The sequence below is a fragment of the Rhodobacter maris genome (genome assembly GCF_900217815.1).
Classification (GTDB): Bacteria; Pseudomonadota; Alphaproteobacteria; order Rhodobacterales; family Rhodobacteraceae; genus Rhodobacter; species Rhodobacter maris.
Window position 1 is genome coordinate 172,181 of the sequence record NZ_OBMT01000005.1, and the last position, 19,356, is coordinate 191,536.

Genomic DNA, 19,356 nt, shown 5'->3' on the forward strand with positions numbered 1-19,356 from the left:
AGATTCCTTTCGAGACCCTTGAGATGGGGCGGCGCGGCGCAAAGTCCAGCCCGGCCGCCCCCGGCTCAGAGCGCCGCGATCGCCTCGAGAACAGCATCGGTGATGCGCCGCCGCTCGGCCCGGATCGCCCGGGTGTCGCCGCAGCGCGCCTGAAGCTGGCGGGCGGCGTCCAGCCAGGCCTCGGCGCAGAGGAGATCAGGCTCGAACGTGCGCACCCGTGCCGCCGCTTTCGGTGCACTCAACCCGAAGCTGTTGATCATGCAGGCTTCGGGGACCAGCCGATGGATTGAATGGCTGGGGCTCGCGTAATAGGTCGGCACCCCGCCGATGACGAAAGCGTCGAAAATCTTCTCGGAAATATAATGTTTCTGATGCGTATTCTCGTAGCTCGACATCACCCGCACACGCCCGTCGAGCCTCGCGAGCTTGTCGAGGTGCCAGTCCGGCAGATCTTGCCGTCGCGCAGCATTGACCCAGCCCTTGCCCTCGATATGCACGCCGGGCAGATCGGCCAGATGTGCGGCCACTTCCGAGCGGAAGCTGCTCAACCCCCAGACTTCCTGTGCAGGAAAGGCGAGCGCGTATTTTTCGCCTTCGCGCTTTTCCGCAACGAAGGCGGCGGGGATCGGGGCGTTTTGCCAGCGGCTGAGCAGATCCCGTGCCGTAAACCTCAGGTTGCGCGCGATCAACGTGGTGAAGCGCGTCAGAAGATCGTCCGAAGTCAGCAGGAAATAGGGAATGCGTTCGAACTCGAAGATCCGCGAGTTGGAATGGTTGAGGAATGTATAGGCGAGTTCGGTTTCGCCGCAGACCGTCTTGCGCTTCGTGTCGGTGAACCCGCCCGACCAGCTCGAATCCCATAACGGCTCTTCAGAGATCACCATGATTTTTGCTGCGGGATTGCGCTTTGCAATCGCCTCGAACCGCGCCGCATCATTGCGCAGGTCGATGTTGAAGCCGGTCATGATCACATCGGCCCGCGCCGGATCCGCAACAACGCTCATCCGCTCCCGCGCTGCGGCCTGAAACGCCGGATAGCTCAGGGGCGTGCGGTGCGAGTGCTCGCCGATAAAGCAGATATTCGGCCCAGGGGCCGGTCCGGCGGCGGGCGCGAGGGCGGGGCTGGAGAGAGCGGGCAGGGTCGACGTGGCAGAAACCGCGCCGGGCGCCATCGCGGCGCATTGCACATGCGCGAGCACTTCGCGGAAATGCACCAGCACCGCATCGCCGGGCGGCAGCACCTGCCGGGCGCGGCCGAGCATCTGCCCGAGCGGCGAGGTTGCGTCGCTGAACCGCGCAAGCTGCGCAGTGCCGGCCACCAGCAATTCGCCGGAGCAGGCGCGCAGCAGTCCCTGTGCTTCCTCCCGGCTCATCGCGCTCTTGCGTTGCAGCCGCTCAACAAGAAGGTCGCACAACGCCCCGGACATTTGCCGCGGCGCGACCGGAGCGATGCGATCACCGGCGTCGGCCGGGAGCGGCGGCGCCCCGGACTCACGGCCCTGCCCCAGTTCCAGCATCAGCTTCTGAACGTCATAGACGAAGCTGTGCGGCCCGTAGAGCAGCCAGAGTTGCGCACCGGCGTGGCGCATCGCTCGCAACCGCTCGGGATCTGCGGCGATCTCTTCGAGCCGCGCCGGAAGCGCCGCGATCGCCTCGCGGGTCTCGGCGCAGAACACCGCCGCGGCTTTCCAAAGTGCCGGGTCTCCCGGGGGGGCATAGGTGTCGGCGAGGATCACAGGGATCGCCCCCGCACCAAGGCTCTCCCAGAGCCGGATCGAGTTCGGCCCCGACCCCGAGGGGCAGAGCGAAAACACGCTTTGTGCCAGCGAGATGCGGAACTGGTCGGAATGCGACTTGTTCACCAGATCCTCTGCCGCAGTGGTTGTCGCGCCGGGGCGGATCTGAAGCTCGTAGACCACCTTGTTATAGTGCCAGGTGTCGCGCCCGATGATCAATCCGCGCGGATGATTGTGCAACTGCTCAAGGATATGCGTGCGCGCTTGGGTCAGATAATACTGGTTCGAGCGCGCGCCGATGAATGAAAACAGGAACGGCCGCTGGGCAATTTCCATTTGTTCCGACAGATCGGGGATCTGCACCGGAAAGAGCGGGAACGGGTGGATGGAGAGCGTTGCGCGATCTGAAAGCATCTCACTCGATGCGAGGTCGTCATGCGTGGCGTGGCTCCAGAACACATGCGCGATCCCCGCCGTTTCGAACAGGTCCAAAAACTCCTTCATCTTGATATGCTGGCACACGGTGACGCGTGTGGTGTCTTTGGGCAGCATTTCGCAGAAATCGTGAAATTTCGCGAGATAGATATGCGCGTCGGAGGACTTGGTCTGAAGCTTGTCGATCAGGTTCGCCCAAGGGTAGGCGACATAGGTCACGCCCTCCGGCACGCAGTTGCACGCGCGCAGTTGATGGAAGGCCCGCTGTTCGGTGATCGCCGGGAATTGCCAGTCGCGGTCATGAGCAAAAATGTTGTCGCGCAGCGTGATATAATCCGACGGAGAAACTTCGGCCTCGGGGGCAACGCCCTGAAACACGATAGAGACCTTGCCGCCATTGCCCGGGATCGCCGCGCTCTTGTCCTTGCCGAAGATCTTCTCAGCATTCACTTTGAGCTGACCGTTGCAGCCCTCGTCCTGCACCGTGAGCCCCGCGTCGGCATAGGTGACCTTGAGCGTGCGGCGGGAAAGGTCGGCCTGTTTTGTCAGCCTCTCAAGGCCGGCGCGCCGCTTCGCCTCGGGAACGATGGCATCGATCTCGGCGATGTACTTTTCGCGCTGACGGCTCGAGAGCTGGTCATCCGTGATGCGGAAAGTCGCAAGCGCGACCTTGGTCTGCACCAGCGCGGCCTTGGCCGAGAACAGCCGCCACAGGTTCCAGTCTCCCGCGAGGCGCATCGGCGCGATGCTCTTTTCCGGGGTCACTGCGCTCCACAGCCATTTGCGGAAATAGGTGCCTTCCTGTTGCAGGAAGTTCCAGTGCTGGCCTTCGCACAGCCCCAGTCGCAAAGCATCCCGCGGGATCGGATTATCAAAAAGCACCATCGGGCGGTTGCCGCGGAAAACCGATGTCGCGCCGCCGACCCAGGACACCTGCTCCTTGTTGAACTGCGCCGCCAGATTGTCGATGAAAGCGCAAGAGCCTTGGGTCAGCAGATCGTCGCCGTTGATCCAGGTCATGAAGGCATCGGGCGGGATCTCCATATTCGCAAAGCCCTTGCAGAGCGCGTCATACATGCCGGTGTCGGGCTCCGACAGATACGAGAATTCGATCCCGAGACAGTGCTTGACGAACTCTGGGCTACCGATATGGCGCTGCCACCAGCCCAGCCGGTCGAGCGTGCCATCGTCAGAGCCGCCATCCTGGATGTGATAGCGGATGAAGAAATCCCCGGCCTGGCTGACGACGCTCTGGATCGTGCGGTCGATCGTTTTCGCCATGTTGAGGCATGGCGTTGTGATGAAAATAGTCTTCGACATCGTTCGATCCTGAAATTCCGGTCTTGGGTCGTGCGGCGGCAGGCTTCCCGGGGGGAGGGGGCTCGCGCAAGACCCTAGACATGCCACAGGCAAACAACAACTCTTGAGCGCCTTTCTGCGACCAAAAAACAGCCGCGCTGAAGCCGAAGCCAAATCGCGGATGCGGCGTGGTGCCGGGCGGGGCTCAAGACGCGCAGGAAGGCTCGCGTATCACCGGCCCCTCCCGCAAGAGCTGCTGGTGGAGCAAGGCATCTTCGGCGGCCTTGTCGCCCAGAAGGGCGCGCGCCTGTTCGAGAAGATAGGCATCATGGGCCGGGCCGGCAAAGACATGCGGCAACACCGCATCGGGGGCCACCAGTTCCCAGCGGCGCAGGGCCTCGAAGCCCTGCGCGAGCTGTTCCATCGTGCAGATCAAGCGGAAACGCCGCGCGATGACCCGCAAGGCGCCCTCGGCGGTCGGCGGCTCCTCGCCCCAAACGATGCCGCGGCACTGGCTCGATTGCGCATAGCTCGAGTTTTCTGCAATCAGCAGCGCCAGCCCCGCCTCAAGGCCAAGCGGCCTCAGGCGGTCGTGCACTGCTCCGAGCGCCGGGACGGCACGCGCGTAATGGAGGAACGAGACCAGCCGCTCGGCCGGGTCGCGCACCACGGTCATCCAGCACGGCAATTGCAGCAACGGTGCCGCCAGCGTGCCATGCAGAGCCTGAAAATTGCCGCTGAACACCCTCCAGGCATCGCGCTCCAGCATCTCGCGCACCGTCTCCGGCGCGCCGGGCTGATACAGTTCGAGCCGGCCCGGAGCCAGATGCGCGGCGATCGCCTGACGCAGCGACCGTCCGGCGGTGCGGGGCTGATGCAGATGGATCAACCGCGTTGCGCGGGCGCGCCCAGTCAGCGCGGGCAAGGGCGCGGCGGGCTGTGCCGGCGCGGAGACGGCGCCTGCCTTCCCGGCTTGCGGCGCCCCGACATCTGGAGGCCGGGCTTCAGGCTCGAACGTCAGGATCGCGCCGATATGCCCGGTGCGCGGTCCGTGATCCTTGTCGCCCTTGAAAAGCGCAATCTCGGGCACCTCGGGTTCCTGTCGGATCGTCAGTTCGGACACGGTTTGCGGCTCAAACAGAGTCACCCCCAGACGCTCGTAATAGCATCGGTTGTCATAGCCTGTGTTGCGGTCGGTGAACGTGCCGGCGGTAAGTGTCAGCGCGCCGGTGGTCGGGCCGCGCAGCATCGTATAGCCCACGACCTGTACCGGCCGCTCAAAGGCGAAGCGTTGTACAGCACCGCCCGGAATGCTGACCAGAGTCTGGCGGAACCCGCCCCGGCCATAGACTTTCGTCTCCGGCGCGCCGCTGGCGCAATCGGGGGCCGGAATGCATGCCCAGGGCGCGGGAGCATTGCGCAGCTTGTCGCGCTGGGCCGGCGGGATCTCGGGTTGGTCGAGCAACGTCATGAAGGCGTCAGTATAGATCTCTTTACCCGCCTCGGTCGGATGCACGTCATCGGTGAGCATCCCCTTGCCGAGCGGTACCGAGGCATATCCGAGCCCATGTTCGGCGGCAAAGCTGCGATGCATCTTCCAGAGCCAGTCCTCGGCTTCGACCACTTCGATCCGCGGCAGGTCGAGCAGCGAAATCCGCGTCACTCCGCGCGCCACGGCCTTCGCGCAAAGCGCTTCGAGCGTGGCGCGGTGATCTGTGCGCGGGCGGTTCGTGCCGCGCATCTGCGAGGTTGCGATTTCGAGGATGAGATGGTTCGCCCCTTGATGAAGATCGAGGATCTGGTCGATCACATGGCGCAGCTGAAAGGGCGTCCAGGCCCCGATGCCGACCTTGTCAAAGCGGATCCGGCTGCGGCCGGACCGCGCGCAGCGTTGCCGGGCGAATTCGACGAAAGAATGCTGGTCGGTGACGCTGAAGCCCACGGTGAGCACATGCTGGCGCTCGGCGGGTATTGCGGGAACGGCCGCGGGAAGGGCGTTGAGGGTGCTGGGCGGCGGCGCGGAGATCGGAGCGGCCGGAGCGGTGACGGTGGGCGCCGGTGCGCTGTCTCCGGCAATGAAGATGCTGCACAGATGACCGAGGCGCGGCCCGGTATCGGGCGTGCCCTTGAGCAGCTTGGCGCCGGGCAACGCCGGATCCTGACGGATGTCGAGCCTGCGGCAGGACTGCTCGCGAAAGAAGGTCGCGCCGATCCGCTCGTAATAACAAAACGGGTCGTATCCACCGGCGCGGTGCGCGAAGTCTCCAGTGCTCAGGTCGAGTGCACCACTTCTGGGCCCCATGATCATCGAATAGCCGAGCACGCGCACTGGCTCGCGGCCGAAGTCGAACCGCACCGTTTCGCCGGCGGGGATGGACACGGCTGTCACCCCGTAGCCGCCGCGCGCATAATCGCGCAGCCCCGCGCTGCCGCGGCCGTAATGATAAGCCGGAATACTGCTATAAGGGTTGCGCAACTCCGCCAGCCGGTCGCGCGCCGTGGTGGAAAGCGGGGGAGTGGTCTCGATCAGCGCCATCAGGGCGTCGGCGAAGACTCTCACGCCTTCGGCGGTGGGATGAACGACATCGCGCAGCATCCCCTCGGCAAGAGGCACCGCGCGGTAGCCAAGCGCGTATTCTTCGCAAAAGGCGCGGTGCATCGCCCATTGCCAGTCGGTCGCCTCCTCCACATCGCTGCGGGGCAGGTCAAGAAAAGAGATCCGGCCCACCCCGTGTTTGACAGCCGAGGCGACGAGGCAGCGGAGGCTCTCAAGATGGTCTTCCTGGCTGCGGTTCTGGCTGCGCAGGCTTGGCGTGGCGATCTCGAACACCACATGGTCGGGGCGGTTGTGCTCAAGAATCTCGTCGATCACATGGCGCAGCAGAAACGGAAACCAGCCGCCGATCCCGACTTTGGAGAGCCGGATCCCGGCCTGCGGGCTCAGCCGCTCCTGGCAGCGCTCGACAAAGGACTTTTCGGCGGTGACGCTGAAACCTACGACCAGAACGTGCATTTTTCCTCCCCCGGCCCCCCGCGGCCGCGGGCCTGCCTGTCATCTGCAGATGCTGCTTGTGGAGTCCCCGGACCCAGAGATCAGGTTTTGATCAACTCGAAGCTGCTGATATATTGGCCATGCACCAGCTTTTCGGGCTCGGGCCCAAGGTGATGCACCATCTTGCAATGAATGATATGGATATCGTCCCAAAGACCCTGTTTATGCAGTTCGAACAGAATCTTGCACTGGGCGTTCCACACGGTGTTGGAAAGAACTTTGCGTGGAATCTCCGTCAATCGGTTCATGGTCTTGTTCAGCGCGGTCTGGTCGCACAGTCGCGCCCAGTTGCTGGTTGCCGGGGCCTGCGACTGAGTCAGGAACTGTTCGACCCAGCCGGTGCCGGCACCATAGTCGCGGATCGTGTCGCGGAACGCGAAGACGCCCGAGTTGAAGTATTTCGGGTTCGAAAGCGCGATCAGCCCCTGCGCATTCGGGCGGTCGCCATCGGCGATGCCCTTTTCGTATTGCTCCTTCGGATAGTAGGCGATCGGCTCATTGGTGAGCACGATCTGCGTGTCGTCTTCCCGCAGCGCATCGAACATCGGCACCAGCGTCTTGCGCACGTAAGTGTCCGTGTCGAGAAACAGGGTGAAGCGATAGGGCGAAACATTGATCGTGTTGATCTTGACGCCGCGGCTGCGCTCCATGCCGTCGCTCATCTTTAGTCCCGAGGCCCGCACGGTCTCGGTCAGGTCGAGAAAGTCGATATGGGCGATCCCCGCCAGCAGTTCGCGCGCCAGCGCCCCTTCCCAGGAATAGGCGACGGTGATCGGCAGATCGGGATGCACCGCACGGATCGACCGGATCGACGTACGCATCTCCTTGAAATAGGGCTCTCCGGTTACGGCATAAATGACACCGCAATCCTGAAGCGTTCCCTGCGCACTGTTCGCCATCTAATGGTCTCTTTCTTTGAGCAAAGTTGGCGCATTCTAGCGCTTTCCGCTGGCGGAGAAAAGTTCGAGCTATTTCTGGCGCGCCAGTGTCAGTTCCGGATTTTCGTGGTGTCGCAAAACCAGCGGTAGGTTTCCGCGACGCCTTCCTCAAGCCCGATCCGCGCCGTCCAGCCCATCTGTGCCAGACGGCTGACATCCATCAGTTTCTTCATCGTGCCATCGGGCTTCGTGGGATCGTTCGTGATCCGGCCTTTATAGCCCGTCACCCGCGCCACGAGCTTTGCCAGATCCATGATGGAAATATCGGTGCCGCTGCCCACGTTGATATGGCTGAGCATGGGCTGGGTATTGGCCTCATAGATGGCCTTGTCGAGGTCGAGCACGAACAGCGAGGCCTCTGCCATGTCGTCGACATGCAGGAATTCACGCATCGGCGTGCCGGATCCCCAGATCACCACCTCCTCGGTGCCCGCTTGAGCCGCCTCGTGAAAGCGCCGGATCAGGGCTGGCAGCACATGCGAGTTCTCGGGGTGGAAGTTGTCGCCCGGGCCATAGAGGTTGGTGGGCATCACCGAGCGGTAATCGACGCCATATTGCCGGTTGTAGCTCTCGCACAGCTTGATCCCGGCGATCTTGGCCACGGCATAGGGTTCGTTCGTGGGTTCAAGCGTGCCGGTGAGAAGCGCGTCCTCGGCCATCGGCTGCGGCACGGCTTTGGGATAGATGCAGGACGAGCCGAGCTGGAGCAGCCGCTGCACCCCGGCGGCAAAGGCCTGATGGATCACGTTGCATTCGATCATCAGGTTTTCGTAGATGAATTCGGCGGGATAGGTGTTGTTGGCGTGGATACCGCCCACCTTGGCCGCAGCGAGGATCACCACATCGGGTTTTTCGGCCTGCATGAAATCGCGCACCGCCGACTGGTTTGTCAGATCCAGCTCGGCATGAGTGCGGGTCAGCAACTCAAGCGGCTCCCCGGCGGCAATACGTGTTTCGAGCTTGCGCAGGATTGCGCCTCCGACCATGCCGCGATGGCCTGCTACGTAGAACTTGGTCATATCGTTTGCTCCGATTGACCGAGCCAGCGCCCGGTGGTGTTGCTTCGTTGCTTTCCTTAAAGAGGGGGGGCCGGTATGCAAGGGCTATCTACCATTTGGGGTTCGGACGTCAAACCCGGGCCCGCCCCTGCGGCGGGTCATCACAGAGCAACCGGTGGAGCGGGCAGGGTCGATGACAAGTGAGACGATGATGGGGGTGAAGACCCTGCGCTGCTGGACCGGCGGTGGACCGCGCAACGAGGTCTGGAACTGGGGCGATGCGATCAGCCCCACTCTTTTTGCCAAGGTCTCCGGCTGCGCCCCGGAACTCGTCGACTACACGGACATGAGCCCGGACCCCCACTTGATGATCTGCGGCAGCACGATGAAATGGATTACCCCCGGCAGCATCCTCTGGGGGATCGGCGAGATCTCGCAAAGCATGGCGTTCCTGCAACCGGATGTCCGGCCCGCGCATGTGGCCGCGGTGCGCGGCCCCCTGACCCGGGCACGTCTTTTGGAACGCGGCATCGACTGCCCCGAGATCTATTGTGACCCGGCCCTTCTGTTTCCCCGGTTCTATGCCCCCGCGCCGGCGGCACGGCGCTACCGGCTTGGCATCATCCCCCACTACATTGATCGCGATCTTCCCGCGCTGGCGCGGTTCCGCGCCGAGGCAGATGTGCGCGTGATCGACATCACCCAGTCCGCACTGGACGGAGACGCCCGGATTTTCGGGTTCGTCGACGATGTCTGTTCGTGCGACGCGATCCTGTCGAGCTCGCTCCACGGCCTCATTCTGGCCGATGCCTACGGCATCCCGAGCCGCTGGATGCAACTTTCGGACCGGGTCTTCGGGGGCGATTTCAAGTTTCGCGACTATTTTGCCAGCATGGAGCAGGCGGCCCGCGCAGAGGCGCCTCTGCGCGCGCTCGAGCCCTCCGTCGAAACCCTGATCGCGCAGGCCCGGGCCGATTTCGACGGCCTGGGTCCGGTGCGACCCGACCTGCAGGCCTTCCTCGCGGCCTTCCCGGGCCCGAGCGCGCGGACGGACGTTGAACGCTGGGCACGCGTTGCCGCGTCACCGCCCCCTTGGGATGCCCGCAATCAACGGATCGCAAAACATATTCCGCCGGGATCCTCGGTCGTCGAATTCGGATCCGGCAATCAGTCGCTCCGACGTCATCTCGCTCTTGGCGCCTATCAGCCCGTGGATTGCGTCCCCGGCGAGGGGGATGTCTTCCTGTGCGATTACAACCGCGAGACGCGTTTTCCCCGGGTCTCGGCCGATGTCATCGTGATGAGCGGCTTTCTTGAATACATCATCGACACCGAGGCTTTTTTGCGGGCGCTCAAGGCGGCTTACCCCGGAACGCGCTGCCTGTTCAGCTGGGCCTTCGAGCCGCACGAGCCCGCGGCGCGCGCGGCGCATGGCTGGATTGCGGGCCTCAACCCCGCCAGCGAGGCCGAGGCGCCCTTCTCCCGTATCTTCAGCCGGCTTCGGCCGCTCGATGTGCACCAAACGCCGCTCACCCGGCAGGTGATCTACGAAGGGGTCTTGTGAGCCGTGTCGCGAAAATGCTGCGCGATTTTCTCGCGATAGCGCGCGGCCTCCTCGCCGCGGCCCTGGGCCTCCAGCCAGTCGGCGTGCCGATCCTTGGGGTGGATCAACGATTCCAGCGTTCCCACCGACCAGGATAGCTCCGAGGCGATCGGAGGAAATACCGTTCGCGCCGCGGTTTGCGAGATCGGGGCGAGCTGGTGCTGAAACACGTCCGCGGTATGCACGACCCGGTCGAAACAGGCCAGCAGGTCACGCGCATAGGCCGCCGTGAGCGCATGGCAGGGGTTTGACATCCTCAGCGTGTCGTCGACACGGAACGGCATTTCCGCGTCATGGTCCGGTCCGAGCGCCCAGCCCAGTCGGAAGAGCCGTGGTGCACTGCCGGAAAAACTCAGATCTCCGCGCGCGATCTCCACCTGCAACCGGTTCAGGACTTGCCCGGCCCAAGGGTGGAACAGCACATCATCCTCGCAGACGAGCACCCGCCCTCCGCCGGCCGAGACATGCCGCCAAAGCCTGAGATAAGTGACGAAAACGGCCACCTGCTGGGGGGTCAGCACATTGTTGCAATCCGGCCGACCGCATTCGAGCTTGCCGCAGCGGAAACAGGGTGGATAGCCGGCCACCTTGTCATCCTCGAACAATGCCGTCACTTCCGGGTCTTCCGGCCCCGAAGCATCAAAGAAGCGGTACGCGGTGATGCCGACTTCGGCAAAATGCGATCGGATATGATCCCTGCGGTCAGACGATTGGGGCAAACTAACAACAAGTATCTCGTTAAAAAGACCGGAAGGGATCATATGCCGGTCAACTTTCTACGCTCACCGGCAACTCAAGGCCATGCGCCTTGAGCAGCTTGAGCCGTTTCGCGGCCTTGAGATCCTCGACCACCATCTCGGCGCACATTTCCTGCGCGGTGATCTCGGGCACCCAGCCGAGCTTCTGCTTTGCTTTCGCCGGATCACCCAGAAGCGTCTCCACCTCGGCAGGGCGGAAATAGCGCGGGTCGATCCGCATCACCACATCCCCCACTTTCAGCGCCGGCGCCATGTCGCCCTCGATCGCCGTCACGGTGGCGATCTCGTCCACGCCGGTGCCGCTGAATGCGAGCGTTATCCCGAGTTCCGCCGCAGTCCAGCTGATGAATTCGCGCACCGAATATTGCACCCCGGTGGCGATCACGAAGTCTTCCGGTGCCTCCTGCTGCAGCATCATCCACTGCATGCGCACATAATCCTTCGCGTGGCCCCAGTCGCGCAAGCTGTCGATATTGCCCATGTAGAGGCAGGGTTCGAGGCCTTGGGCGATGTTGCACAGCCCGCGCGTGATCTTGCGCGTCACGAAGGTCTCGCCGCGCCGCGGGCTCTCGTGGTTGAAGAGGATGCCGTTGCAGGCATACATGTTGTAGCTTTCACGGTAGTTCACCGTGATCCAGTAGGCATACATCTTTGCCACCGCATAGGGGCTGCGCGGATAGAAGGGCGTGGTCTCGCGCTGCGGGATCTCCTGCACGAGGCCAAAAAGCTCCGAGGTCGAGGCCTGATAGAACCGGGTCTTTTGCTCCAGCCCGAGAAAGCGGATCGCCTCGAGGAGCCGCAGCGTGCCGATGCCATCGACATCCGCGGTATATTCGGGCGCCTCGAAGCTCACCGCCACATGGCTTTGCGCGCCGAGGTTATAAACCTCGTCGGGCTCGACTTCGCGCAGGATGCGGGTGAGGTTCGAGGTATCGGTCAGATCGCCGTAATGGAGCCGGAACCGGGAATTGTCGACATGGGGATCTTCGTAGATGTGGTCGACCCGACCGGTGTTGAACAGCGACGCCCGGCGCTTGATCCCGTGCACCTCATAGCCCTTGGCAAGCAGGAATTCCGCCAGATAGGAGCCGTCCTGCCCGGTGACACCGGTGATCAAAGCCTTTTTCGTCATGCCCATTATCCGTCCTTGCAATCGGTTGGCACCCCGGACTTGCGCAGCGCACACCCGGACCAAGCCGTGGCGAACGGGCACCGGCGTAATTGCCGGTTGGCCTAGCACAAGCCCGGAAACCGGACAAGGCGCGAAATCCCGTTGCCGCCGCCGCGCGGGGCAGGAGGCTCAGCGCGCCGGTGTCACCGCGCCGGCCGGATCGGGGTCATATCCAAGTCGGGCACAGAGCGCTTCATAGCTCGGCGCCGGTGTTGCCAGATCGGCTTGCACAACTTCGGGAAGCGGCCGGCGGGGGCGCAGCTCGATGCGCCGCCCCTTGCGGCCGCTGTCGCCGGACATCGAGATCAGCTGTAACAGATCCTGCCAGCGCGGATCGAAGGGCAGGGCAAGGATCTCGGTCAGGGCCCGGCATTCGGTCTCGGGGTCGCGCGCGAAATCCTCGAAATAACGGATTTGGACCTCCGGATAGGCGTCCAGAAAGGCGAGATAGCGCGCGGCATAGCCTTCCAGATGCGCCACCGGCCCTTTCGCGCTGTTCATGAGATGCAGTGAAACGAAGGAGTCGAGCGGGTGTCGTACGGTGATCACCTGCCGCAACTCGAAATGTCTGGCCAGCATCGCGCCCATCAGCGGGCGTTCGGAGGGCTCGGTAGCGGTGCAGAAATGCGAATGACTGTGATCGCGCAGCACGAGCCTGCGTCCGTCGCGGAACGTATCCTCCCAGAGGCTCCTGAGCGCGGCAACGAACATCCGTTCGATTGTGGCCTCCGTGGGAGGCAGACGGCATTGCCGTGCCAGAAAGATCAGATCGCTCGGCGCGAAGCTTCCGGGAGGCCGGAACCAGCGGCTGAACGGATCGACTTCGCTCAACACCATGGTATTGGGCTGACAGGCCAGCGCCCGGGTCATCAATGTGCCGCCGGTGCAGGCGAAATGATGGATCAGCCGCAGCGGTTCCGGGCCGGTTTCGGCGAGCCGTGCCGTTTGCGCGAGGCACTGGTCCAGAAGGCTTTCGAGCGGTTCGGTCGGAACCGGGCCGCGCACTGGCCGGTAGTTGTCCAGCAGCGCCAGCGCGTCATCAACGAAGCGTTGCAGGTCCGCGGCACTGTCGGGGTCGGTCATGGCCGGTCTTCCCCCTTGCCTTCCGCCGTCCGTGCCTCCGTCGGCACCGCGTCAATCGCCGGTGCGGCGCTGTCGGACGGTGTCGGCTCCGTCGGCATCGCGGCGAGCATGTGCAGATGGTCCGAGGCGGCGCTCAACCGCGAGGTGACCCGGCGCAGCAAGGCGTCAAGCGTCTGCTTTTCGGTCTGCAACGCCTCGAACCGACCGCGCAGATCAAGCAGATCCGACTGTGCCGCGGCCTGACTGCGCATCGCGACGCCGAGGTCGAGATCTTTCTGTTCGAGCTTCTCCGCCATGCGCTTTTGTGCGGCCTCGGCGTCCTCCATCCGGGTCGCGCGCTGGCTCAGGATAGACTCAGCCGTTTTGGCCCGGGTCTCCATCGCGGTGAGCGCCTCGCGCAATGTCGCGGTTTCCGCCTTCGAGCCGTTCAGCGCCTGTTGCGCTGCCTCGCGCGCCTGCGCCTGAGCGCTCCTCTCGACCTCAAGCGTCTTGACGCGGATTTCACTTCGTTTGAGCGCAGTCTCGGCACTCTGCGCCCGAGCCTCCATCGCCGTGAGCCTGTCGGCAAGCGCGGCTTGCGCGGCCCCGGCCTCGGCTTCAATTGCAGCGCGTTGCGCTTCCAGCCTCTCGCACTGGCGTGCCTGCTCCGCACCTTGCGCCTCCAGCGCTTCGGCCCGGGCGACCTGCCGATCCAGCTCCTCGCGGGTCTTGCGCAGCTGTTGGGCAACCACGTCGATTTCGAATGTCAGTTCCGGCCAGTCGGGATCGTGCAGATCCTCGGCGATCATCCGCAGTCCCTCCGCCTCGGCCCAGTTGCGCAGGTTGGCCACAGAAGAGCCGCCCTCGAACATTTCTTCGGCCGGACAGCGCAGCCGGATCCGGTCGATCCGCTCCAGCGCCCCGGCCTCAAGCAGCCCCTGCAGGATCGCCATCTCCGCGCCCGGTGCATCAATCCACAAGTGCTGCGGGCGCGGCAGCGGGCCGATCCGGGCGATCAGCTCCGCGGGCGTGATCACCTCGACATGCAGGCTGGAGCGCAATTGCAGCCCGGGCAAAAGCGCGCGCAGCGCCGGCGTCGGGCGGCGCAGGCTGCGCAGGCCGGGGAAATTGAAGCTTGAGAGATCCGCATGACCGGGCGCGGCATCAATGCCGAAAGGAAGCACCTTCACGCTCTCGCGCGACGCGAATTGCCGCTCCATCCGCACGGCCAGATCAGGGTTGGGTTCCACAAGCACCACGGCGCCCGGGGCCGCCGCGATGAGCGGAGCGAGCGCCTCCAAGGGCGGCGGGCCGATCAGCACGAGGCTTGCCGGTGGCGCGTCGCGAAAAGCTTGGGGCATGAGAACTTCTCTGAATGGAGCTGGGCGTTACGCAACTTAGGCCACATTCATGCGTCAATTGCAACGCACCCACCCGCGCCGTGCGGTGCCATCGCCTCAGTGCGCGGGCAGCGATGCCTCGCAGACCGCGACGAGTTCGTCCCAAAGCGCCGTGGCGAGGCGGCGTTGTTCGCGAGAGAGCGCCGCGGCTGTGCCGAAAAGCCGCGCCATCTGCGCCTGCGTCGCGATATAGCCTTCCCGGAACGCCGCGTCGGGGTGAAACGCGTCGAGCGCTGCGGCCCCCTCGTCGGGCGTGAGGCCCCAGAGGTTGATGATCCCGCCCGATACCAGCCCGTGCACAAGGTGCGCGGGATCGGCCACATAGATCGGCACCGCTCCAAGCGCGAAACTGTCGAAGATCTTTTCCGAGACGTAATTGCGCTGATGGGTGTTCTCGATCGCCGAAAGCACGCGGCAGCGCCCGTCGAGGTCGAGAAATTTCTCCAGGTGCCAGTCGGGCAGGCTCTGGCGCCGGGGCAGATCATTCCAGCCTGCGCCCATCCGGAGCACTCTGCCCCGGTTGCAGGCGAGCGCAAGGCGGGTGCGCCAGCTGCCGAGCCCGAGGATCTCGCCACCGCCGCGGCAGATGTCGAACTTCGCCTCGTTGCGATATTCGGCAACGAAGGCAATGTCGCGCTCGGCGGCATCCCAGCGCGCCGCCCAATCCGCCGCGCTCAGGGCCGCATTGCGGTGAAACCAGGTGGCATAGCGGGTGAAAAAACGCCGGTCGGTGAGCAGAAAATAGGGGATCTCGGCGAAATCATAGAGGCGCGAAGTGGCGTGGTTGAGGAAGGTGAAGGGCAGAGGGCCCGTCTCGGTGCGGTGGATCTGCACGCGGGTGAGCGGGTCTGCCGCCCAGACACTGTCCCAGAACGGCTCTTCGGAAAGCAGGACGAGGCGCTGGCCGCGCCCGAGCCGGGCCCTCAGCGCCGCACCATGCCGGTCCAGATCCTTGCTGTGGGCGAGCACCACAAGATCAGCCGCCTCGAGCTTGTCGGTCAGAGTGATCCTGTCTGAGCAGAGTGTGCGGATCGGCGCATAGGCGAGCGGCTGGCGGTGGCTGTAGTCGCCGAACGGGTAGACCTTCAACATCGCCTCGCCTTCCGTGCTGCTCCGGCGCCCTTATAGGCGGCGGGGCAGGGCGGCGGAAGGGGCTGGAATGGCGCGCGCGTTCGGGGCTAAGTGGCAGACGGGGCCCCGCGGCAGGCGAAGCAAGGGGCCGCGGAGGGCAGATGGCGCAACAACCGGCAGAAATGGATCCGGCGGCAGAGGTGGAAATCCTGATGGCGCATCTGCGCGATGTTCAGGGCCAACTCGAACAGGAATACCGCGCGCGGCGCGCGCTCGAGGCGCGTATCGCGCCGCTGGTGCAGGAGCGCGACGCGCTCACGGCACGGCTGAACGCCGCGGAGATAGCGCTCGCGGCGATGGTGCGTTCGCGCATCTGGCGCGCGACGGCGCCACTGCGCTGGCTGCTTGAGCGTCGCCCCCGTTAGCCCGCCGCGGGCACTGCGCCGGGGCGCAACACCGCGCGGCCGCCCGCGTCCACCTCGGGCAGGTAGCGATGCGGTTCGTCGATGCGCTGGCCGGGCAGGCGCTGGAAGGTCTCGCAGCGTACCCGCTCGCCAAAGCACAGCACCCTGAGCCGCTCCCCGTCGATGCGCGCGCGCAGGAGCGGATGGAGCGAGAGCGCGCCCGCGGCAGTGGCGTAAAGCGGCACGAGAGCCGCGCTGCGGCCTGCCTGCCGGTCCTCTTCCAGCCAGTCGAGAAGCTGGGCAACTCCGGCATCGAGCTGAGACATGAGCCCGGCATAGACCCGGGTCACCTGCGTCGTTGCACCGGGGGAATTCTGCGGATCGAGCGGGGCTGGCGCGGGAAAGGGGCGCGCGGTGCCCTCTGGGGGATAGCGGAGGCAGCGCGCCTGCCGGTGATGCCAGAGCTGCGCCTCGTAATACTCGCGCCGGGCGCCGTAATAGAACCAGCCCATCCCGGTGGCGCTGTCGGCGGTGGCGTTGCGGCCATCGTCGCGTTGCAGCGCGAGCGGGCCGTCGGGGAGGGTGGCAACCGCCCCGGGCCCGAACAGATGGCGCAGTCGGCGCAGAAGCTCGCTGTCGGCCGAAACCTTGACCCTGTCCCAGCCGCCGAGCACCTGACGCAGCAGCGCCGTTGGGAGTAGCAGCGAGGGCAGGTTTTCAAACAGCATCTCGCCGGTGCCGGTCCAGCGGCTCAGGCCCAGATCCGGGCGCAGCCGGGCTTGCAGGCTCATCACGCCCGCGTGCCCCGCGGTGGCGCACAAAAACCGCATCTGCCGGGAGATCCGCTCCGGATGGGCCCAGTCGTCCGCGTCATGGAGGGTGATGAAGGCGCCTTGCGCTACGGCGAGCCCGGCATTGCGCGCCCCGTAGGCGCCGAGGTTTTGCGGCAGCGACAAGAGCCGGATCCGCGGATCCGCGGCCGCAGCACGCGCGGCGACTGCCGCGGTCCCGTCGGTGCTTGCATCGTCGATGACGAGGATCTCGAGCGCCTGCCAGCTTTGCCGACAAAGCGAACGCAGCGCCGCGGGGAGCGTGGCTTCGGCATTGCGGGCCGCGAGTAGCACAGAGACGCAGGGCCCCCCGGTCTCTGCAACAGGCGCCGTCGCATCGAGCCGGTCGAAAGCGGGCATCGGGCCTTCCGCGAGCCGGGCGGGGGCGAGACCCGCCTGCATGAAGGCGCGGTTGAGGCAGGCGAGCCGTGCGGTATCGGTCTCGGCAAGGCGGGTTTCTGCCAGAGCCCGGGCAGCGTTTTCGGGGGCGGCCTCCGCGAGGGCCCTGGCCTGTGCGCGCTCGCCCGCCTCCTGCGCGGCGATGATCCGCAGCGGATCGAGGCGCAGACGCTGCGCGGCCCCGGGGGCCAGCGCGAGTGCACGCGAAAACCAGTGCAGCGCCTGATCCGGGGCGCCGCTGTGCAGATGCCAGAATCCGAGTGCTTCGGCCGCGGCAACCGCCGGCGCGCCGGTCTGTCCGGCGTGATGCGTCAGGGCCGCACAGGGGCCTGCGGTCAGCCCGCCGGTTTCCATAAGCTGGCGCAGCCGTGAAACCTGCGTCAGCGCATCCTCCCGCACCATGCCGCAGGCCGGGGGCGTCGTCAGGCGCCCCTCGCGCCAGCCCGAGGCGAGATAATGGCGCAGCGGATCCATCTCTGCCGCCATCACATCGGCATGGACGCTCTGGTAGAACCGCACTGAAAAGCCCGGGCCCGGGTCGCGCCCCAAGGCCCAGCCGATACGGCGGAAATGCTCCTCCGCCGAAAGCCCGCTACGCAGCACATCGGCATGGCGCGCGCCATACCAGGTGGCGTCAAAAAGCCCGCGGGCGCGCAGCGCGGCCATCTCCTGCGCGCTGGCGGGGTTCATCGCGGTGTCCGGGCGGCGGCATCCTGTGCGGCGATCAGCAACCGCTCGAGCCGCACCGCTTCGTTGCGGCAGTCCGCAAGCTGGCGGCGCAACGCTTCGATCTCTTCGATCAGGAAGCGGTTTTGCGCCCGCAGCGCCGCGATCTCGGCCTCGGCCGCACCGGTCATTCCGTGCCCTCCGCGATTGGGGGAAGCTTCGCGCGGATCCGCGCCAGATTGGGTTCGAGCGGTTCGCTGCCGGTGATGTTGTTGAGCACCGTACGGCAGAGCACGTTATGTGCCGTGATCACCGGCAAAGCGCCCGGCGCGGCCTCGGCACTGTAACGCAGCACGAGGTCCCAGTCGACGAGCCGGGTCAGTCCGGTGTCGAAACCGCCGCACCGTTCAAACAATCCATGCCGATGCACGAAGCCGTTGAGGTCGATGAAATTCTCGCGCTCAAGTCGTGCCCGGTCGAAGGGCGCAAACAGGATGTCACTCCAGCCATCATCGATATTGTGGCGGCACACGGCGGTATAGAGGCTCTCCGCGCCGCTCTGCAAAAGCCCCGCGCAGGCGTAAAGCAGGTGATCACTGTGCCAGCTGTTGTCGCTGTCCAGATAGGCGACGATCTCGCCCGTGGCCCGGGTGAGCCCGGCATTGCGCGCCGCAGAGACGCCCGCATGGGGCGTTTCGATCACGATCAACCGGCCATCGGCGATCGGTTCGGCGAAATTGGCCGCAAGCAGAGCGAGCGTCGCATCGTGGCTGCCGTCATCGACAAGGATCACCTCGGAGGGCGCATAGGATTGCAACAGCGCGGAGGCAATCGCGCTGGCCACGGTCTGCGCCCGGTTCCAGCTCGGCACGATGACGCTGACGCGCGGCATCTCGCGGCCAAGGAGAGCAAGCGCGGCGCCGCGGAGGCCCTCGCTCAGACCTTCGGGAAAGACGGGTTTAGAGGCCCGGAACAGCGCCTCTAGCGTGAGCGGGCGCTCGGCGAAGCCTTCCGGGCAGGGTGCGACCAGATCCGCGGGCATCCGCCCTTCGGTCGCGCCGCTCGAGAGGTAATGCGCCGTGGCATTCACGCCCGCAGCCGCGACATCGGGATTGGTGGCGAGATAAAAGGCCTCGTCGAGAAGGCCCGGGCGATTTTCCGGGGGCAGCGCCTCAAGCGCGCGCGCGAACAGCACGCCCAGCGCCCGACCCGGCCCGGTCAGACGCTCCGTCACCCCCGCGGCCCGCTCGGCGCGCAGGAGCGCCCGCAACTGTTGCTCCTCGAAAACGGTTTTCTGAAGCCGGATCTGCTGGAGCGCCCAGTCTTCGCGCAGGCGGCGTTCGAGCGCGCGCAGAAGTGGCGTCAGTGCTGCGCCCAATGGTCCCGCCTGCGGGGCATCGGCCAGCGCCAGCGCCCGTGCGACCTGTCGGGCGAGATCAAAGGACACCCCGCCCTCGGGGAGTGAGTGCGGGGTCTCCAGGCTGGCAAGGATCTCCCGAAGGAGCGGCTCAGCCGCGGTCTCGATCTGCATTTC

Annotated in this window: 14 protein-coding genes; 2 read left to right on the plus strand and 12 right to left on the minus strand. The window is 65.2% G+C overall.

The genetic code is table 11. From position 1 onward, the window contains the following. Window positions 1-65: 65 nt before the first annotated feature. From CRO22_RS09625 to fcl, 4 genes are all read right to left on the minus strand, one after another. The gene (locus CRO22_RS09625; RefSeq protein ID WP_097069928.1) at window positions 66-3,491 is read right to left on the minus strand and encodes an exostosin domain-containing protein; all 3,426 of its coding nucleotides are present in this window, start codon (window positions 3,489-3,491) and stop codon (window positions 66-68) included. Between the two features lie 184 nt (window positions 3,492-3,675). Then, window positions 3,676-6,483: an SGNH/GDSL hydrolase family protein gene (locus CRO22_RS09630; RefSeq protein WP_097069929.1), complete on the minus strand. Its 2,808-nt coding sequence runs from the start codon at window positions 6,481-6,483 to the stop codon at window positions 3,676-3,678. An 80-nt stretch (window positions 6,484-6,563) separates the two neighbouring features. Continuing rightward, window positions 6,564-7,421 (minus strand): hypothetical protein, encoded by an 858-nt coding sequence (locus tag CRO22_RS09635; RefSeq protein WP_097069930.1) that lies wholly within the window; start codon window positions 7,419-7,421, stop codon window positions 6,564-6,566. Window positions 7,422-7,510: 89 nt separating this feature from the next. Continuing rightward, a complete protein-coding gene (fcl, locus tag CRO22_RS09640; RefSeq protein ID WP_097069931.1) occupies window positions 7,511-8,479 on the minus strand; it encodes a GDP-L-fucose synthase in 969 nt (322 codons plus the stop codon). A 172-nt stretch (window positions 8,480-8,651) separates the two neighbouring features. Here fcl and CRO22_RS09645 point away from each other — a divergent pair, with 172 nt between their 5' ends. After that, a complete protein-coding gene (locus tag CRO22_RS09645; RefSeq protein ID WP_097069932.1) occupies window positions 8,652-10,022 on the plus strand; it encodes a polysaccharide pyruvyl transferase family protein in 1,371 nt (456 codons plus the stop codon). On the opposite strand, the gene CRO22_RS09650 is transcribed toward CRO22_RS09645, so the two are convergent. From CRO22_RS09650 to CRO22_RS09670, 5 genes are all read right to left on the minus strand, one after another. Further along, window positions 10,004-10,822, minus strand: coding sequence for a glycosyltransferase family 25 protein (locus CRO22_RS09650; protein WP_097069933.1), 819 nt, complete (start codon window positions 10,820-10,822; stop codon window positions 10,004-10,006). The two genes, CRO22_RS09645 and CRO22_RS09650, sit on opposite strands and share 19 nt — an antisense overlap. Window positions 10,823-10,829: 7 nt before the next feature. After that, entirely contained in the window at window positions 10,830-11,951 is a 1,122-nt protein-coding gene (gene gmd / locus CRO22_RS09655; RefSeq protein ID WP_097069971.1) for a GDP-mannose 4,6-dehydratase, read from the minus strand. 168 nt (window positions 11,952-12,119) lie between these two features. Beyond that, window positions 12,120-13,073: a sulfotransferase family protein gene (locus tag CRO22_RS09660; RefSeq protein ID WP_097069934.1), complete on the minus strand. Its 954-nt coding sequence runs from the start codon at window positions 13,071-13,073 to the stop codon at window positions 12,120-12,122. After that, window positions 13,070-14,413 (minus strand): FkbM family methyltransferase, encoded by a 1,344-nt coding sequence (locus CRO22_RS09665; RefSeq protein WP_097069935.1) that lies wholly within the window; start codon window positions 14,411-14,413, stop codon window positions 13,070-13,072. Before CRO22_RS09665 ends, CRO22_RS09660 begins: the two co-directional genes overlap by 4 nt. Before the next feature lie 96 nt (window positions 14,414-14,509). Next, window positions 14,510-15,544, minus strand: coding sequence for a hypothetical protein (locus tag CRO22_RS09670; RefSeq protein WP_097069936.1), 1,035 nt, complete (start codon window positions 15,542-15,544; stop codon window positions 14,510-14,512). A 140-nt stretch (window positions 15,545-15,684) separates the two neighbouring features. Between CRO22_RS09670 and CRO22_RS09675 the strand changes: the two genes are divergently transcribed. Then, the gene (locus tag CRO22_RS09675; RefSeq protein ID WP_097069937.1) at window positions 15,685-15,948 is read left to right on the plus strand and encodes a hypothetical protein; all 264 of its coding nucleotides are present in this window, start codon (window positions 15,685-15,687) and stop codon (window positions 15,946-15,948) included. Here the strand turns inward: CRO22_RS09675 and CRO22_RS09680 are convergent. The 3 genes from CRO22_RS09680 to CRO22_RS09685 are packed head-to-tail and all read right to left on the minus strand — an operon-like array spanning window position 15,945 to window position 19,353. Continuing rightward, a complete protein-coding gene (locus tag CRO22_RS09680; RefSeq protein ID WP_097069938.1) occupies window positions 15,945-17,846 on the minus strand; it encodes a glycosyltransferase family 2 protein in 1,902 nt (633 codons plus the stop codon). The two genes, CRO22_RS09675 and CRO22_RS09680, sit on opposite strands and share 4 nt — an antisense overlap. Next, entirely contained in the window at window positions 17,843-18,013 is a 171-nt protein-coding gene (locus CRO22_RS18850; protein WP_176518606.1) for a DUF5320 domain-containing protein, read from the minus strand. The genes CRO22_RS09680 and CRO22_RS18850 overlap by 4 nt, the downstream gene beginning before the upstream one ends. Next, window positions 18,010-19,353: a glycosyltransferase family 2 protein gene (locus tag CRO22_RS09685; protein WP_097069939.1), complete on the minus strand. Its 1,344-nt coding sequence runs from the start codon at window positions 19,351-19,353 to the stop codon at window positions 18,010-18,012. The genes CRO22_RS18850 and CRO22_RS09685 overlap by 4 nt, the downstream gene beginning before the upstream one ends. Between the last annotated feature and the right edge of the window lie 3 nt (window positions 19,354-19,356).

Coding starts and splice junctions, on each gene's coding strand:
- CRO22_RS09635 (WP_097069930.1), bottom strand. CDS start 7,421: ATGGCGAACAGTGCGCAGGGAACGCTTCAGGATTGCGGTGTCATTTAT.
- fcl (WP_097069931.1), bottom strand. CDS start 8,479: ATGACCAAGTTCTACGTAGCAGGCCATCGCGGCATGGTCGGAGGCGCA.
- CRO22_RS09660 (WP_097069934.1), bottom strand. CDS start 13,073: ATGACCGACCCCGACAGTGCCGCGGACCTGCAACGCTTCGTTGATGAC.
- CRO22_RS09680 (WP_097069938.1), bottom strand. CDS start 17,846: ATGAACCCCGCCAGCGCGCAGGAGATGGCCGCGCTGCGCGCCCGCGGG.
- CRO22_RS09670 (WP_097069936.1), bottom strand. CDS start 15,544: ATGTTGAAGGTCTACCCGTTCGGCGACTACAGCCACCGCCAGCCGCTC.
- CRO22_RS09630 (WP_097069929.1), bottom strand. CDS start 6,483: ATGCACGTTCTGGTCGTAGGTTTCAGCGTCACCGCCGAAAAGTCCTTT.
- CRO22_RS18850 (WP_176518606.1), bottom strand. CDS start 18,013: ATGACCGGTGCGGCCGAGGCCGAGATCGCGGCGCTGCGGGCGCAAAAC.
- CRO22_RS09685 (WP_097069939.1), bottom strand. CDS start 19,353: ATGCAGATCGAGACCGCGGCTGAGCCGCTCCTTCGGGAGATCCTTGCC.
- CRO22_RS09645 (WP_097069932.1), top strand. CDS start 8,652: ATGACAAGTGAGACGATGATGGGGGTGAAGACCCTGCGCTGCTGGACC.
- CRO22_RS09625 (WP_097069928.1), bottom strand. CDS start 3,491: ATGTCGAAGACTATTTTCATCACAACGCCATGCCTCAACATGGCGAAA.
- CRO22_RS09665 (WP_097069935.1), bottom strand. CDS start 14,413: ATGCCCCAAGCTTTTCGCGACGCGCCACCGGCAAGCCTCGTGCTGATC.
- CRO22_RS09650 (WP_097069933.1), bottom strand. CDS start 10,822: ATGATCCCTTCCGGTCTTTTTAACGAGATACTTGTTGTTAGTTTGCCC.
- gmd (WP_097069971.1), bottom strand. CDS start 11,951: ATGACGAAAAAGGCTTTGATCACCGGTGTCACCGGGCAGGACGGCTCC.
- CRO22_RS09675 (WP_097069937.1), top strand. CDS start 15,685: ATGGCGCAACAACCGGCAGAAATGGATCCGGCGGCAGAGGTGGAAATC.